Genomic DNA, 15,694 nt, shown 5'->3' on the forward strand with positions numbered 1-15,694 from the left:
TCCCGGACCTGCCTGACCGCTCTGTGAGGAGCGACGAGATGTTCGAGAGGTTCACCGACCGCGCACGGCGGGTTGTCGTCCTGGCCCAAGAAGAGGCCCGGATGCTCAACCACAACTACATCGGTACGGAGCACATTCTTCTTGGCTTGATCCATGAAGGTGAAGGCGTTGCCGCCAAGGCTCTGGAGAGCCTCGGCATCAGTCTTGAAGGTGTGCGTCAGCAGGTCGAGGAGATCATCGGCCAGGGTCAGTCTGCGCCGTCGGGGCACATTCCGTTCACCCCGCGTGCCAAGAAGGTCCTTGAGCTGTCGCTCCGCGAAGCCCTGCAGCTGGGACACAACTACATCGGCACCGAGCACATCCTGCTCGGCCTCATCCGTGAGGGCGAGGGCGTCGCCGCCCAGGTGCTGGTGAAGCTGGGAGCCGATCTCAACCGGGTCCGGCAGCAGGTCATCCAGTTGCTCCACGGCTACCAGGGCAAGGAGCCGGCCGCCGCGGGCGGTCCGACCGAGGCCGCACCGTCGACCTCCCTTGTGCTGGACCAGTTCGGACGCAACCTGACCCAGGCCGCCCGTGAGGGCAAGCTCGACCCGGTCATCGGCCGGGAGAAGGAGATCGAGCGGGTCATGCAGGTCCTGTCCCGCAGGACCAAGAACAATCCGGTCCTGGTGGGAGAGCCCGGCGTCGGCAAGACCGCCGTCGTGGAGGGCCTGTCCCAGAAGATTGTCAAGGGCGAGGTGCCGGAGACGCTCAAGGACAAGCAGCTCTACACCCTCGACCTGGGCGCCCTCGTGGCCGGTTCCCGTTACCGCGGTGACTTCGAGGAGCGGCTGAAGAAGGTCCTCAAGGAGATCCGCACCCGAGGCGACATCATCCTGTTCATCGACGAGCTTCACACGCTCGTCGGCGCGGGTGCCGCCGAGGGCGCGATCGACGCCGCCAGCATCCTGAAGCCGATGCTGGCCCGAGGCGAGCTGCAGACCATCGGAGCCACCACCCTCGACGAATACCGCAAGCACCTGGAGAAGGACGCGGCGCTCGAGCGACGCTTCCAGCCGATCCAGGTGGCCGAGCCCAGCCTCAGCCACACGATCGAGATCCTCAAGGGCCTGCGCGACCGTTACGAGGCACACCACCGCGTCTCCATCACGGACGGCGCCCTGGTGGCCGCCGCGCAGCTGGCCGATCGCTACATCAGCGACCGGTTCCTGCCGGACAAGGCGATCGACCTCATCGACGAGGCCGGCTCGCGCATGCGCATCCGCCGCATGACCGCGCCGCCGGACCTCCGCGAGTACGACGAGAAGATCGCCAACGTGCGGCGCGACAAGGAGTCCGCGATCGACGCGCAGGACTTCGAGAAGGCCGCCGCGCTGCGTGACCAGGAGAAGCAGCTCCAGCTCAAGCGCGAGCGCCGTGAGAAGGAGTGGAAGGCCGGCGACATGGACGTCGTCGCCGAGGTCACCGAGGAGCTCATCGCGGAGGTCCTGGCGACCGCCACCGGCATCCCGGTCTTCAAGCTCACCGAGGAGGAGTCCCAGCGACTGCTCCGCATGGAGGACGAGCTCCACAAGCGGATCATCGGCCAGGACGACGCCATCAAGGGTCTGTCCCGCTCGATCCGCCGTACGCGCGCCGGTCTGAAGGACCCGCGCCGTCCGGGTGGCTCGTTCATCTTCGCCGGTCCGTCCGGTGTCGGTAAGACCGAGCTGTCCAAGGCGCTGGCCGAGTTCCTGTTCGGGGACGAGGACGCGCTGATCATGCTGGACATGTCGGAGTTCATGGAGAAGCACACCGTCTCCCGTCTCTTCGGCTCGCCTCCCGGCTATGTCGGATACGAGGAGGGCGGTCAGCTGACGGAGAAGGTGCGGCGCAAGCCGTTCTCGGTCGTCCTGTTCGACGAGATCGAGAAGGCCCACCCCGACATCTTCAACTCGCTGCTGCAGATCCTGGAGGACGGTCGCCTGACCGACGCCCAGGGCCGGGTGGTCGACTTCAAGAACACCGTCATCATCATGACGACGAACCTCGGCACCCGAGACATCTCCAAGGGTCAGGGCGTCGGCTTCGCGAAGAACAACGACGCCGAGTCCAACTACGACCGGATGAAGTCGAAGGTCCAGGAGGAGCTCAAGCAGCACTTCCGGCCGGAGTTCCTCAACCGTGTCGACGACATCGTGGTCTTCCACCAGCTCACGCCGAAGGAGATCATCCGCATCGTCGACCTGATGCTGGCCCAGGTGAGCCTGCGTCTGAAGGACCGCGACATGGGGATGGAGCTCACGCAGGAGGCCAAGCAGCTGCTGGCCGACCGTGGCTACGACCCCGTGATGGGCGCCCGTCCGCTCCGCCGTACGATCCAGCGCGAGCTGGAGGACATCCTGTCCGAGAAGATCCTGTACGGGGAGCTCCGTCCCGGCCAGATCGTGAAGATCGGGATCGAGGGCGAGGGGGAGAACGCGAAGTTCACCTTCATCGGTGAGAACGCGCCGTCTCCCCAGGTCCCCGACTCGGCCGCGGCCATCGTGTAGCCGATCCAGGACCGGGGCAGGCCGGACATGGCCTGATCCAGGCCGAATGAGCAGACCCCGCCGTGAGGAGACTCACGGCGGGGTCTGCTCATTTGTTATCTAAGACGGTATTTCGCCACGACAGGTAGTACTACACTCTGTAGAGTGAGTTCGGTGACTCTCACCCGGACGATCTGAAAGCAGTACCGGCTGCGGTGAGAGCGGTATCGAGGTAAGCCCGGCGACGTACCGAGGAATCAGCTCCGAGAGTGACGCGGAGATCGGTGCCCGCGCGGGATGCTTCAGACGACCGGGCCGGACTCCCGGCCGGGAGGGCTCCGGCTCGCGCCGCCGTCGACGAGCGGCGCGGGGATCATCGGGGACGCTTACACGGAAGCACGCTTTGGAGGCACGCATGCGTTTACGGCACGAGGACGGGACGCTCGTTCACCTGGCCTACAACGCGGGCGTGCACCCCGCCGAGGATCTGGAGAACCTCATCGCGCACCTCACCCGGTACGCGGTGCCGGTGCGCAAGCGCCTCGGGGTGGAGCGCATGGGGGTCGGCCTCTGGCTCTCCCCGAGCGTCGCCGACCATCTCACCTCCGACAGGATCGAGCTGGTGCGCCTGCGCCGATCCCTTGAGGAGCGCGGCCTGGAGGTCGTCAGCCTCAACGGCACCGGCGGCAGGAACCAGGAGGTCCCCGGTCCCGACTGGGCCAAGCCCGAGCGTTACCGCTACACGATGGCGCTGGCCAGGATCCTCGCCTTCCTGCTCCCGCAGGACGTCCGCTTCGGGAGCATCTCCACCATCCCCATCGGCTGGCGCCGCGACTGGCCCGCCGACCTGCACTCGATCGCCTCGCGACGGATGGAGCGCCTCGCCCGCGAGCTGCGCGGTCTGTACAGCGTCACCGGCAAGACGATCAGGGTCGGTTTCGAGCCGTGGCCCGGATGCGTGCTGGAGACCACCAAGCAGGCCCTCGACCGGGTCGGCGGCATCGACTCCGAGCACCTGGGCATCTGCCTGGACGCCTGCTATCTCGCGGGCGGCTCTGAGGAGCCGGGAGCCGCCCTGCGCGGCCTGGCGGACACCGGAGCCCCCGTGGTGAAGCTCGGCCACGTACACAACCACATGGCCGCCGCGTGCCAGGAGCTTCCCAGCACCCGCCCGGTCCTGGAGGACACCCTCACCGCGATGCTCTCCGGCGCGGTGAACGGCACCGCCCACATCGAGGTGGAGACCCACGATCTGGCCGTGCCCCTGCGGGGCAAGGGCCCCGGCGCCCTGGTCAACGTGATCGCCGAGGAGCTCGACTGGGCCCGCACCAGCCTCACCGCCCTCGGTCTGCGCCTCGCCGCCTGACCTTCCCGGCCCGACACCCCGTTGTGTCGAGCCTCGCTCGACGCCCTGTCGTGTCGATGTCGAGGGCGGACTCACCGCCCTCGGCGCCGGACGGCTCCGAGAGAGGTGTCCTGATCTCTCCGTGCCACGGCGCCCATCACCGGGAAGTGTCACGGCGCTCATCACCGGGAAATCGTCGAAGCCCTCGGCTCCAGGAAAAGCCGAGGGCTTTCGCGGCGTCGGGACGGCACACCTCAGACGTACGAGAACTCCGGATGCGGGTGCATCAGGAAATCGTGGTGGGAGATGTTCCAGGCGTAGGCGCCGGCCATCAGGAACTGCACCAGATCGCCGGTCGCCAAAGCCGCCGGGACCCGGCGCGCGAGGGTGTCCTTGGGAGTGCAGAGCTGGCCGACGATCGTCACCGGCTCGCCCTCCATGGCGATGACCATCGGCTGGTCGTGGCCCTTGGTCGCGGGCGTGCGGATGTGGTGGGTCCCACCCGCCACGATGGCGAACAACTCGCCGTGGACCCGCTTGACGTCCAGCACACGGGTCACGTACCGCCCGCAGTAGACCGACACGGACCGGCCGGGCTCGACGCGCAGCGTCTCACCGGGGCGGCGCAGCCCCGCCAGGCCCTTGCCGTAGGTCTCCCAGTCGAAGACGGCGCCGGGGTCGGCGTAGTCGACGGCCATGCCGCCACCGAGGTTGATCTCGGTCAGGCCAAGACCGCGGGCGTAGCCGAGCACGCCGTCGGCGACCTCCAGCATGCGCGGGGCGTCCAGACCGCTGGCCAGGTGGGCGTGAACGCCGCGCAGGCGCACCGCGTCCTGGCGATCCAGGAGCGCGAGGCACTCCTCGACGCCGGCCGGGTCCATACCGAAGGGGGTCGCGCCGCCGCCCATCGCCAGGGCCACGTCCCCCAGCGAGAGGGCCAGGTTGGCGCGGAGCAGCACGTCGGCCTCCCGCCCGGTGGCGATCAGTCGGCGCAACTCGTTCGGGCTTTCCACGTGCAGCCGTTCGACGCCGTGATCGAGGGCGAGCCGGAGCTCGTCGTCGGTCTTGCCGGGGCCGCCGAACGCGATCCTGGCCGAGGGGAGCACACCCCGCACATGCTCCAGCTCGCCACCGGAGGCGACCTCGACCCCGTCCACGTGCCGGGCCAGCACCCGCAGCAACTCCGGGTCCGGGTTGGCCTTCGCCGCGTAGTACAGCTCGACTCCCGGAAGCGCCGCCCGCACCGCCGCCGCGTGCGCGTCCAGGGCGGCCAGGTCGTACACATAGGCGGGTAGCCTTCCGGCCGCCGCCAGCTCACGGGCTCTTACGGTGAGAGCGTCCACAAAAAAATCTCCGATGGATGTGGGATGCCGAAGATCAGGTGAGAGAGAACGTGGATTCGACGTACCGCACCGGTTGGTGACTCAGCCGGGGAGGCGGTAGGTGCCGTCGTCGAGGACCTCGGCCAGGCCGTCCGCGATCAGACCGTCGAGGGCGCGTTCGCGCTGCGGGGCGTCGTCCCAGACCACGTCGAGGGCGTCCTTGGGTACGGCGCCGTGGGCTTGGCGCAGCACCGCGAGGAGGCGGCCACGGCACTGGCGGTCCGTTCCCGCGTACGTCTGGCCCTTGCGCGCCGGGCCGTCGTGGGCCGGTTTGCCCGCGAGGCGCCAGGCGCACAGGTCGCTGATCGGGCAGTCGGCGCAGCGGGCGGCGCGGGCGGTGCAGACCAGGGCGCCCAGTTCCATCACGGCGACCGCCCAGACGGGTGCGCGGTCGGCGTCGGGGAGCAGGGAGGCGGCGAGCCTGCGTTCCGGGGGCGTGGTGGCCTTGGGCGGATACTCCTGCCCGCTGACGGCCCGCGCCAGGACCCGCCGCACGTTGGTGTCGAGAACCGCGTGGCGGCCCTTGAAGGCGAAGCTGGCGACCGCGGCGGCGGTGTACTCGCCGACGCCGGGAAGCGCGAGCAGGGCGTCGTGGCCGGTGGGGACCTCTCCGCCGTGCCGTTCGGTGATCGCGCGGGCGCACGCGTGCAGGTTCAGTGCCCGGCGGGGGTAGCCGAGGCGGCCCCAGTGGCGTACCGCCTCGCCGGGGGACTCGCGGGCGAGGGAGGCGGGCGTGGGCCAGCGCTCCATCCATTCGGTCCAGACGGGAAGCACCCTGACCACCGGGGTCTGCTGCAACATGATCTCGCTGACCAGGATCGACCAGGGGGAGGCGCCGGGCGTACGCCAGGGAAGGTCGCGGGCGTTGCCGGCGTACCAGTCGAGGACGGGTTCGAGTAAGCGGTTCGGCTCGGGCACCTTTCGACGATAGTGCGGGTACGGACAGGCGCGGGCAGGCGCGGACGCCTCGGCCCGGCTTCGTCTGTCTGCACCTGTCTGCACTTGGCGGTTTCCGTCCGCGCCTGGCCGCGCCTGCTCCATGCCTGTTCCGTGCCCGCCCCGACCATTGACCTGCGGCCGAAACAGGCCGGAAGCGGCGGGTCGTCTCCTGTGGTTCGCCAGGACTAACCATACTGAGCGTATGGATCCCGACACGTTCCGTGGTGACGTCGGAGCCGACGTCTACTGGCGGCGCCGGATAGCCGCGCTTGTCGGTGTGCTCGTGGTGGTCGCCGTCGTGGCGTGGGCCTGCTCGTCGACGGGCGGGCCGGATGACGTCAGGGAGAGGAGCACCTCGGCCGCCGGACAGCAGACACCTGACCCGCTGACGGCCGTCCTGCCGACCATGACGGTCGTCCCCTCGACGTCCGCGAGCCCGACGCCCACGCCGAAGGCGGCCGCGCGGCCCAGACGGCCGGGCGAGGCCTGCGTCTCCCCGCAGCTCGTGCTGAGCATGGAGGGCAAGGGGACGATCTACCCGGCGGGAGTCCAGCCGCGCTTCGTCCTCACCCTCGTCAACGTCGGCAAGGTGATGTGCACCACCGACGTCGGGCCGCGCGCGATGGAGATGCGCATCACCTCCGGCAACGACCGCGTGTGGTCGTCCTCCGACTGCGTCGGCGGCGACGCCGTCAAGATCCGCGAACTCGACCGGGGCATCCCGTACGTCAGGGAGCTGGTGTGGGACCGCCGCCGGTCCGGCGGCGACTGCACCGCCGACCGCGCCGCCGCCCTGCCGGGCACCTACGTCGCGGTGGTGCACGCTCCCGGCCTGAAGAGCCGCAAGGCGGTCTTCCACCTCAGGTAGTCGCCTGGCGAGGGCCGGGGTCTCAGACGTAGCGTTCCAGGATGGACGACTCCGCGAGCCGGGAGAGGCCCTCCCGGATGTGGCGGGCCCTCGCCTCGCCCACCCCGCCCACCTCCTGGAGCTCGCCGATGCTGGCGGCGAGGAGCTTCTGCAGGCTGGCGAAGTGGTCGACGAGGCGATCGACCACCGTGTTCGGCAGACGCGGGACCTTGGCCAGCAGGCGGTAGCCCCGCGGGCTCACCGGGGTCTCCAGGGCGTCGTTGCCCGCGTGGCCGAGGATCTGGGCGACGACCGAGAGGTCGAGAAGCTCGGCGGAGGAGAGCTGGTCGAGCTCGTGCAACGCCTCGGCGAACTTGCGCGGGCGGCGGCCGGCCGCGGGCAGGTAGTCGCGCACGATCAGCTCACGGTCGCTCTCCGTGCCGGCGACGAGCTCGTCCAGCTGCAGGGAGAGCAGCCGGCCGTCGGTGCCAAGCTCGACCACGTATCCCGCGATCTCCTCGGAGATGCGCCTGACCATCTCCAGCCGCTGGGCGACCACCGCGATGTCGCGGACCGTCACCAGGTCCTCGATCTCCAGCGCGGAGAGCGTGCCGGAGACCTCGTCCAGGCGGAGCTTGTAGCGCTCCAGTGTGGCGAGGGCCTGGTTGGACTTGGACAGGATGACCGCCGACTCCTCCACCACGTAGCGGATGCCGTCGAGGTAAAGAGCGATGATCCGCATGGACTTGCTGAGCGAGATGACCGGCAGTGACGTCTGCAGGGCCACACGCTGGGCGGTGCGGTGCCGGGTGCCGGACTCGTCGGTGGGAATGGACGGATCGGGCATCAGGTGCACGGCCGCGCGTACGATCCTGAGATCGCCGGAGTTGAGGACGATCGCGCCGTCCATCTTGGCCAGCTCGCGCAGCCGCGTCGCGGAGAACTCGACGTCCAGCTCGAAGCCGCCGCTGCATATCTCCTCGACCGTGCCGTCGTATCCCAGCACGATCAGGCCACCCGTGTGCCCGCGGAGAATGCGCTCCAGTCCGTCGCGCAGCGCGGTGCCGGGTGCGACCGCGGCCAGGACGGCTCTGCGACGTTCGTCGAGTCCTTTGTAGTTTGCTGGCACATGACCCCCGTGGTCTGCGTATAGCGCTCAAGCTTACCGGCGGAGGATCCGCGCGGTCCGGAATCGGTGGATGCCACGCGCCGTGCGGAGCCCGTGACGCGCCGCACCGGCGTGGGCGCCGGGGAGCCGCCGGGCGCGCCCCGCGTGGATCTCGTGGCGGCGGGTGTCGCGGGGTCGCCGACCGCGTTCCTTGCGGTGCCGGTGACCGGTCGCGCCGTCGCGGGGCCGCCGGCCGCGCCGCGCCTGGAGCCCGTGGCGCGTCTCAGGTGACATGGGTGAGGGCGTCCCAGACGTTCTCCGCCTCGACGACGTCGAAGCCGGGCGCGAAGGGCGCTCCGCGTCCGGCCATGCGGACCAGGGAGTGGTCGCCGTTGCGCTTCTTGCCCGTGTCGAGGGAGCCGGTGGGGACGAGCGCGCGGGTGAAGCCCAGCCGGGCGGCCTCCGACAGGCGGCGCCGCACGTCGCGCACCGGGCGCAACTCTCCCGCCAGGCCCACCTCACCGAGCACCACCAGGCCGGAGGGGAGCGCCTTGTCGCCCGCCGCGCTGGCGACCGCGAGCATCACCGACAGGTCCACGGCGGGATCGCTGAGTTTGATCCCTCCGACGGTGGCGGTGAAGACGTCGCATCCGCCCAGCTTGGCGTTGAGCCGCCGCTCCAGCACGGCGAGGACCATCGTGACCCGGTAGGTGTCGAGCCCGGAGGAGGATCGGCGCGGCTGCTGGGCCTCGGTCCTCGCGACCAGGGCCTGCACCTCGGCGGGCAGTGGCCGGGTGCCCTCCAGGGTGACCGTGACGCACGTGCCGGGCACCGGGTCGGTGCGGTGGGAGACGAACAGGCCGCTGGCGTCGGTGATGCCCTCGATGCCGCTCTCGTGGAGGTCGAAGCAGCCGACCTCGTCGACCGGGCCGTACCGGTTCTTGATCGCACGGACGAGGCGGAGCCGGGAGTGCCGGTCGCCCTCGAAGTGGAGCACGACGTCGACCAGGTGCTCCAGGGTGCGGGGGCCGGCGATCGAGCCCTCCTTGGTGACGTGGCCGACCAGCACGGTGGCCATGCCGCGCTCCTTGGCGAGCCGCACCAGGTTTCCCGCGACCTCCCTGACCTGGGTCACCCCGCCGGGCACGCCCGTCGCCTGGGTGGAGCCGATCGTCTGCACCGAGTCGACGATGAGCAGGTCGGGCTGGACCTTCTCGACATGTGACACCAGCGCGCCCAGGTCGGTCTCGGCGGCGAGGTAGAGGCGGTCCTGGATCGCGCCGATCCGGTCGGCCCTGATCCGCACCTGGGCGGCCGACTCCTCACCCGTGATGTAGAGGACCGTCTGCTGCCGGGCGATCTTGGCTGCCGCCTCCAGCAGGAGGGTCGACTTGCCGATGCCGGGCTCGCCGGCCAGCAGCACGACGGCTCCGGGAACCAGACCGCCGCCGAGGACCCGGTCGAGCTCGGGCACACCGGTGCCGCGCGCGTGCGCCACCTCGGCCTTGACCTGGCCGATCGGCACCGCCGGTGCCGAGACCGCCCCGGCGGAGGCCACGCGTGCCCCCGCGGGAGCCGTCTCCTCCTCGACCGTGCCCCAGGCCTGGCACTCGCCGCAGCGCCCCACCCATTTGGCCGTCTGCCACCCGCACTCGGCACAGCGGTAGCCACCAGCCTTCTTCGCCATGGCCGCACGTTACCGGCAGAGCCCGACAACTTTCACCCGGTACGGCATGCCGTACCGGGTGAAAGTCGCGGGGAGGTACGGAGCGCGCTTTCCTCAGATGTGGCCTTCGAGCTCGGCGAGGAGCAGGCGCTTGGGCTTGGCGCCCTTGATCTGCTGCACGACCTCGCCGCCCTTGTAGAGGTTGAGCGTCGGCAGGCCGAGGACGCCGTACCTCGCGGTGATCTCGGGATAGTCGTCGGCGTTGAGCTTCGCGATCGTGACGCGGTCGCCGAGCTCGGCCTCGATCTCCGTGAGGATCGGCGCGATCATCTTGCACGGCCCGCACCACTCGGCCCAGAAGTCGACCAGAACGGGCTTGTCGCTCCGCAGCACCTGCTCGTCGAAGTTCTCCGCGGTCAATGTGATCATGATTTTCCCACTTTCCTCAGTACGCATCCTGGGCAGGCGGTGGTCAGCTGCGCCGCCACCTCCGCCCTCCGGGTGAGAAGCGTGCGGATCTCGTCGTCGATCTCCGCCAGTTTGCGCTGGTAGACGGCGACGGACTCCGGGCACGATCCCCCTGACTCGTGACCGGCCCGCAGGCAGGCGACGAACGGACGGGCGTCGTCCAGGGTGAAGCCGACGGCGAGCAGCGAGCGGATCTCGGAGACGAGCTTGAGATCCTCCTCCCCGTACTCCCGGTAGCCGTTGGCCGAGCGCCGGGCCGTGATCAGTCCCTGCTGCTCGTAGTAGCGCAGTGCCCGGGTGCTGACACCCGCCCGCCGCGCCAGCTCACCGATCCGCATCCGGCCCTCCCCACGGCACGACGATAGACCTTGACATCAACGTCAAGGTCAAGGCCCCGTCCCGTTGTTCCCGGTCGGCCCCGCGGAGGTCGTCGCCGTTTCAGAACCGCTTCCAGCGCAGCAGGTTGGGGTAGGCGATTTCCAGGCCGGGGGTCTCGGCGATGGCCAGGTCGGCGACCGCGGGGGTGAACTCGATGCGGAGCACGGCCTCCAGGTCGGCGCGGCGCTCGAAGGACATGCGCAGATCGAGCTTGTCCGTCTGCCAGCCCTGGCGGCTCCAGAAGTTCTCGACGGACCTGGCGGAGTAGGCGGGGATGGACTGGCCGAACCAGCGGCCGAAGGCGCCGCGGGTGGTGTCGATGTCGATCACGAAGGCCGCGCCGCCGCGCCGCATCACCCGGGAGAGTTCGGCCAGGCCCGGCTCGCACCCGGGGCCGAAGAAGTACGCCCAGCGGGCGACGGCCACGTCCACGGAGGCGCCGGGCAGCGGGATCGCCTGGGCGGTGGCGGTGTGGATCTCGACGTTCCGCAGGGCGCGGCAGCGGCGCCTGGCCAGCAGGACGAGGTCCTCGTGCGGCTCCACGCCGATCACCCGGGCGGCGGTCGAGGCGAGGGCGGGCAGGTGGTAGCCGGTACCGCAGCCGATGTCGAGGACCGTCGCCCCGGTCCACGACCGGATCGCCGACATCGCCGCCTCGGCGTGTCCCTCGGGGTCCACCGCCCGGTTTTCCAACTCGTAGATCTGGGGGGTGTTCCAGATGTTGGGGCTGGGGATGGAGCCCCTCAAGAACCTCGGCATGCCCTCACCGTAATGGTGTGATCTAGGCCGTGTCGGTGGTGGCGGACAGCACTGCTCTCCGGACCCGCTTAGGCTGGCAAATGTGAGCGACGTGAGCGATCGGGCCGGTCGGCCCGGCGGTGTTCGCGAGTGTGCGCTCCGAGCCGGAGACGAGGAAGCGGTATGAGCGTCCGTGTATCCAGCGCGAAGATCGCGCTGTCCACCGCGTCGGTGTATCCCGAACGTACTCCCGACGCCTTCGAACTGGCCGCGCGCCTGGGGTACGACGGTGTGGAGATCATGGTGGGCGCCGACCCCGTGAGCCAGGACGTCGATGTCCTGGAGCGGCTGTCGGACCACTATCACCTGCCGATTCTGGCCATTCACGCACCGTGCCTGCTGGTGACGCAGCGTGTGTGGGGCAAGGACCCGTGGGCCAAGCTCCAGCGCGCGCAGCGCGCCGCCGAGCGGGTCGGCGCCAAGACGGTCGTGGTGCATCCACCGTTCCGCTGGCAGCGCGACTACGCGCGCGACTTCGAGATCGGCCTGGCCAGGATGCGTGAGGAGACCGACGTGGTCTTCGCGGTGGAGAACATGTTCCCGCTGAGGGCGAGGGGCAACGAGGTCGTCCCCTACTCTCCCGACTGGAACCCGGTCGACTACGACTTCCCGCAGGTCACGCTGGATCTGTCGCACACGGCGGTGTCCGGGTCCGACGCCCTGGAGATGTTCACCAAGCTCGGCGACCGGCTCGCCCACCTGCACCTGGCCGACGGCCTCGGGGTGCCGAACAAGGACGAGCACCTGGTTCCCGGGCGGGGCAACCAGCCGTGCGCGCCGATCCTGGAGCGGATGGCGGGCAACGGATATTCGGGGCTGGTCGTGCTGGAGATCAATACACGCAAGGCGGCCAGCCGTTCCGAGCGGATCGACGACCTCGCGGAGGCGCTCGCGTTCGCCCGGCTGCACCTCGCGGCCTCCACCCCCGCGTGAGTGGGCCTGTCATGAGCATCACGGGCAGGCCCTCCAACGGCTCCTCGGACGGGTCCGTGGACGCGCCCGCGAACGGATCCTCGGAGAGGTCGACGGACGCCCCCGCGAACGGTCCCTCCGGGAGGTCAACGGCCACGCCCGCGAACGGGTCCGCGGACGGACCTGCGGAGAGGTCCGCGGACGGACCTGCGGAGGGGAGAAGGCGTCCGGGGCGCAGGCCGGGCTCGGCCGACACGCGAGGGCAGATCCTCGCGGCGGCGCGCGAGACCTTCGCGGAGAAGGGGTTCGACAAGGCGACCATCCGGGGCATCGCCCGGCGGGCGGAGGTGGACCCGGCGCTGGTCCACCACTACTTCTCCGGCAAGGAGAAGATGTTCGTCGAGGCGATGGAGCTGCCGATCAACCCCGAGAACGTCCTCGCGGCGATCATGGCGGGGCCCCGCGAGGAGGTCGGCGAGCGGCTGGTCAGGCTCATCCTGACGATCACCTCGGAGGCCGGGGCGCGCCAGCCGGTGCTGGCGCTGGCCCGCACCGCGATGACGAACGAGCGGATGGTCGTCATGATCCGCGAGTTCGTGACCCGCGCGCTGCTCAACCGGGTCGCGGAGAGCCTGGACATCCCGCTGATCCGGATGGAGGCGGCCTTCGCGCAGATGTTCGGCGTGGTCCTGATGCGCTACGTCCTCCAACTGGAGCCGCTCGCCTCGGTGGATCTTGAAGAGTTGGTGAAATTGCTCACACCCACGATCCAGGGTTATCTCGACCCGCCGCGGTAGGCTTCCCCGCCCTCCGGAGGCGCCCATAGAGGTCTTCCCGCCATATACCGCCGTATCTCCCGCATTCCCACCATTCGGGCCGAGGTACCGGCACGCCTCGCCGAGTCCCCATCCTGGCGATGTCCAGGCCGCGCCCGCCGAGCCCCATGAATCTCGAAGGTCACTTCGATGCCGTTCGGAGGCATGCAGAGCATTGTTCTGGGAACGGTGTTGACCGTAGGGTGACGACGGTCACCGGGGGTCTCCCGGCGAAGAGAAGTTACTCGCCGGTAGTATCTGTGGGGACCCTCTGTCATCGTGGATGACCGGCGGTCGTACGCTGGCAGCCAACGCCGTCTGTGGGAGGACCAGTGCTCTGGGTAGCGATCATCGGGCTGGTCATGACAGCCGTCGCGCTCGCGCTCGCCGCGCGCCGCGTGTTGTTCCTGTACAACCTCGCCACCGTAGGGCCTCCCGCGCCCGAGCGCGTCGAGTACGCCAGGGCCAACCTGGGTGAGGAGATCAAGGCCCAGCTGGTCGAGGTGTTCGGGCAGCGGAAGCTGCTGAAGTGGACGGCCTCCGGTGTCGCGCACTTCTTCGTCATGTGGGCGTTCCTCATCCTGGCGACCGTCTATCTGGAGGCGTACGGCGCGCTGATCCAGGGGGCCGTCACCGGTACCTCCGACTTCCACATCCCGCTCATCGGGACGTGGCCGATCCTGGGCTTCCTGCAGGACTTCATCGCGGTCGCGGCCCTGCTCGGACTCATCGCCTTCGCGGTCATCAGGATCAAGAACTCGCCGAAGAAGCTGGGCCGCAGGTCCCGGTTCTTCGGCTCGCACCTCGGCGGTGCCTGGCTCGTCCTCTTCATGATCTTCAACGTGATCTGGACGATGCTCCTCTTCCGCGGCGCGGCGGCGAACACCGGCAACCTGCCGTACGCCTCGGGAGCGTTCGCCTCCGAGGCGACCGCCGCCCTGCTGCGCCCGCTGGGCCCTTCGGCCAACGAGACGCTCGAACACGTCGGGCTGCTCCTGCACATCGGCGTGATGCTGGTCTTCCTCGTGATCGTGGTGAACTCCAAGCACCTGCACATCTTCACCGCGCCGCTGAACGTGGCGTTCTCCCGGCGTCCCGACGGCAACGGCCCCGCCCAGCCGATGCGGATCGACGGCAAGCTCGTCGACTTCGAGGACGAGGAGCTCGACGGCGACCGGCTCGGCCGCGGCAAGATCGAGGACACCACCTGGAAGGGCTTCCTCGACTTCTACACCTGCACCGAGTGCGGACGCTGCCAGGACCAGTGCCCGGCCTGGAACACCGACAAGCCGCTCTCGCCGAAGATGCTCATCCTTGAGCAGCGCGACCACGCCTTCAAGGTCGCCCCGTACCTGATGGCCACCGGGGAGCAGCGCGCGGGCCTGCACGAGGACGTGCTGGCCCTGCTGGACAAGCCGCTGGTGGGCGAGGAAGGTGTGATCCACCCCGACGTGCTGTGGTCCTGCACCAACTGCGGCGCCTGCGTCGAGCAGTGCCCGGTCGACATCGAGCACATCGACCACATCCTCGACATGCGCCGCTACCAGGCGATGGTGGAGTCCAACTTCCCCTCCGAGGCCGGCGTCATGGTCAAGAACCTGGAGAACAAGGGCAACCCGTGGGGGATGTCCGAGATGAAGCGGGCCGACTGGGTCGAGGAGCTGGCGAGCCGCGAGGTCGACCCCATCGAGATCACGCTCATCGACGAGAAGATGCCCGACGACACCGAGTACCTCTTCTGGGTCGGCTGTGCCGGAGCGCTGGAGGACCGGGCGAAGAAGACCACCAAGGCGGTCGCGGAGCTGCTGCACGTCGCCGGGGTGAAGTTCGCGGTGCTCGGCCCGATGGAGGCGTGCACCGGCGACCCGGCGCGCCGCCTGGGCATGGAGTATCTGTTCGACATGCTGGCCAAGCAGAACATCGAGACGCTGAACGAGGCGGGGGTCAAAAAGATCGTCGCGACCTGCCCGCACTGCTTCAACACCCTCGCCAACGAATATCCCCAGCTCGGCGGCACCTACGAGGTGGTGCACCACACCCAGCTGCTCGCCAAGCTCGTGGACGAGGGCAGGCTGGTCCCGATCACGCCGATCGAGGAGAAGATCACCTACCACGACCCGTGCTTCCTGGGCCGCCACAACAAGGTCTACTCCCAGCCCCGCGACATCATGGCCAAGGTGCCCGGTGTGCAGACCCAGGAGATGCACCGCCACAAGGACCGCGGCTTCTGCTGCGGCGCCGGCGGCGCGCGGATGTGGATGGAGGAGCGGCTCGGCAAGCGCATCAACACCGAGCGGGTGGACGAGGCGCTCACCACCGAGCCGGACACCATCTCCACGGCGTGCCCGTTCTGTCTGGTCATGCTCGGCGACTCGATCAACGAGAAGAAGAACACGGGCGAGGCCAAGGAGACGCTGGAGGTCGTCGACGTCTCCCAGCTCCTGATCAAATCGATCAAAGGCCGGCCGGTAGAGGCGCCCTGACAGCGGGTGTGTCATCCGTCAGAGGGGACATTTTCCCGATGTT

General features: G+C 69.2%; 14 protein-coding genes. 7 read left to right on the forward strand and 7 right to left on the reverse strand.

Going from position 1 to position 15,694, the window contains the following annotated elements:
• Nucleotides 1–38: 38 nt before the first annotated feature.
• Nucleotides 39–2,531: an ATP-dependent Clp protease ATP-binding subunit gene (locus tag ACFY3D_RS11320; RefSeq protein WP_350941525.1), complete on the forward strand. Its 2,493-nt coding sequence runs from the start codon at nucleotides 39–41 to the stop codon at nucleotides 2,529–2,531.
• A 394-nt stretch (nucleotides 2,532–2,925) separates the two neighbouring features.
• Complete coding sequence (locus ACFY3D_RS11325; protein WP_350941523.1) at nucleotides 2,926–3,876, forward strand: TIM barrel protein; 951 nt, start codon at nucleotides 2,926–2,928, stop codon at nucleotides 3,874–3,876.
• Nucleotides 3,877–4,109: 233 nt separating this feature from the next.
• Here ACFY3D_RS11325 and ACFY3D_RS11330 read toward each other — a convergent pair whose 3' ends face one another.
• Together ACFY3D_RS11330 and ACFY3D_RS11335 are read right to left on the reverse strand one after the other, a co-directional pair.
• On the reverse strand, nucleotides 4,110–5,198 hold the full coding sequence (locus tag ACFY3D_RS11330; RefSeq protein WP_389977844.1) for an alanine racemase: 1,089 nt from the start codon (nucleotides 5,196–5,198) through the stop codon (nucleotides 4,110–4,112).
• Nucleotides 5,199–5,279: 81 nt separating this feature from the next.
• Nucleotides 5,280–6,155, reverse strand: a complete 876-nt coding sequence (locus ACFY3D_RS11335) for an A/G-specific adenine glycosylase (RefSeq protein WP_350941521.1) — start codon at nucleotides 6,153–6,155, stop codon at nucleotides 5,280–5,282.
• Between the two features lie 223 nt (nucleotides 6,156–6,378).
• On the opposite strand from ACFY3D_RS11335, the gene ACFY3D_RS11340 reads away from it, so the two are divergent.
• On the forward strand, nucleotides 6,379–7,044 hold the full coding sequence (locus tag ACFY3D_RS11340; RefSeq protein WP_389977847.1) for a hypothetical protein: 666 nt from the start codon (nucleotides 6,379–6,381) through the stop codon (nucleotides 7,042–7,044).
• A gap of 22 nt (nucleotides 7,045–7,066) precedes the next feature.
• Here the strand turns inward: ACFY3D_RS11340 and disA are convergent, their stop codons facing one another.
• Nucleotides 7,067–8,152 carry a DNA integrity scanning diadenylate cyclase DisA gene (gene disA, locus ACFY3D_RS11345; protein WP_362897966.1) on the reverse strand — a complete coding sequence of 362 codons (1,086 nt, stop codon included), beginning with the start codon at nucleotides 8,150–8,152 and terminating at the stop codon, nucleotides 7,067–7,069.
• Nucleotides 8,153–8,245: 93 nt separating this feature from the next.
• On the opposite strand from disA, the gene ACFY3D_RS11350 reads away from it, so the two are divergent.
• Complete coding sequence (locus ACFY3D_RS11350; protein WP_389977850.1) at nucleotides 8,246–8,422, forward strand: hypothetical protein; 177 nt, start codon at nucleotides 8,246–8,248, stop codon at nucleotides 8,420–8,422.
• Here the strand turns inward: ACFY3D_RS11350 and radA are convergent.
• From radA to ACFY3D_RS11370, 4 genes are all read right to left on the reverse strand, one after another.
• Nucleotides 8,415–9,818 carry a DNA repair protein RadA gene (radA, locus tag ACFY3D_RS11355; protein ID WP_350941518.1) on the reverse strand — a complete coding sequence of 468 codons (1,404 nt, stop codon included), beginning with the start codon at nucleotides 9,816–9,818 and terminating at the stop codon, nucleotides 8,415–8,417. The genes ACFY3D_RS11350 and radA overlap by 8 nt on opposite strands.
• A 93-nt stretch (nucleotides 9,819–9,911) precedes the next feature.
• Complete coding sequence (gene trxA / locus ACFY3D_RS11360; protein ID WP_350941517.1) at nucleotides 9,912–10,226, reverse strand: thioredoxin; 315 nt, start codon at nucleotides 10,224–10,226, stop codon at nucleotides 9,912–9,914.
• The gene (locus ACFY3D_RS11365) at nucleotides 10,223–10,603 is read right to left on the reverse strand and encodes a MerR family transcriptional regulator (protein WP_362897959.1); all 381 of its coding nucleotides are present in this window, start codon (nucleotides 10,601–10,603) and stop codon (nucleotides 10,223–10,225) included. The genes trxA and ACFY3D_RS11365 overlap by 4 nt, the downstream gene beginning before the upstream one ends.
• Nucleotides 10,604–10,703: 100 nt before the next feature.
• Complete coding sequence (locus ACFY3D_RS11370; protein WP_389977853.1) at nucleotides 10,704–11,402, reverse strand: class I SAM-dependent methyltransferase; 699 nt, start codon at nucleotides 11,400–11,402, stop codon at nucleotides 10,704–10,706.
• Nucleotides 11,403–11,564: 162 nt separating this feature from the next.
• Between ACFY3D_RS11370 and ACFY3D_RS11375 the strand changes: the two genes are divergently transcribed.
• The 3 genes from ACFY3D_RS11375 to ACFY3D_RS11385 all read left to right on the forward strand — a co-directional run bounded on the left by ACFY3D_RS11375 (nucleotide 11,565) and on the right by ACFY3D_RS11385 (nucleotide 15,651).
• A complete protein-coding gene (locus ACFY3D_RS11375) occupies nucleotides 11,565–12,374 on the forward strand; it encodes a sugar phosphate isomerase/epimerase family protein (RefSeq protein WP_389977856.1) in 810 nt (269 codons plus the stop codon).
• 11 nt (nucleotides 12,375–12,385) lie between these two features.
• Nucleotides 12,386–13,150, forward strand: coding sequence for a TetR family transcriptional regulator (locus ACFY3D_RS11380; protein ID WP_389977858.1), 765 nt, complete (start codon nucleotides 12,386–12,388; stop codon nucleotides 13,148–13,150).
• A 350-nt stretch (nucleotides 13,151–13,500) separates the two neighbouring features.
• Nucleotides 13,501–15,651 (forward strand): heterodisulfide reductase-related iron-sulfur binding cluster, encoded by a 2,151-nt coding sequence (locus tag ACFY3D_RS11385; RefSeq protein WP_389977861.1) that lies wholly within the window; start codon nucleotides 13,501–13,503, stop codon nucleotides 15,649–15,651.
• Nucleotides 15,652–15,694: the final 43 nt, after the last annotated feature.

This window comes from Streptosporangium sp. NPDC000509, assembly GCF_042898365.1.
Classification (GTDB): Bacteria; Actinomycetota; Actinomycetes; order Streptosporangiales; family Streptosporangiaceae; genus Streptosporangium.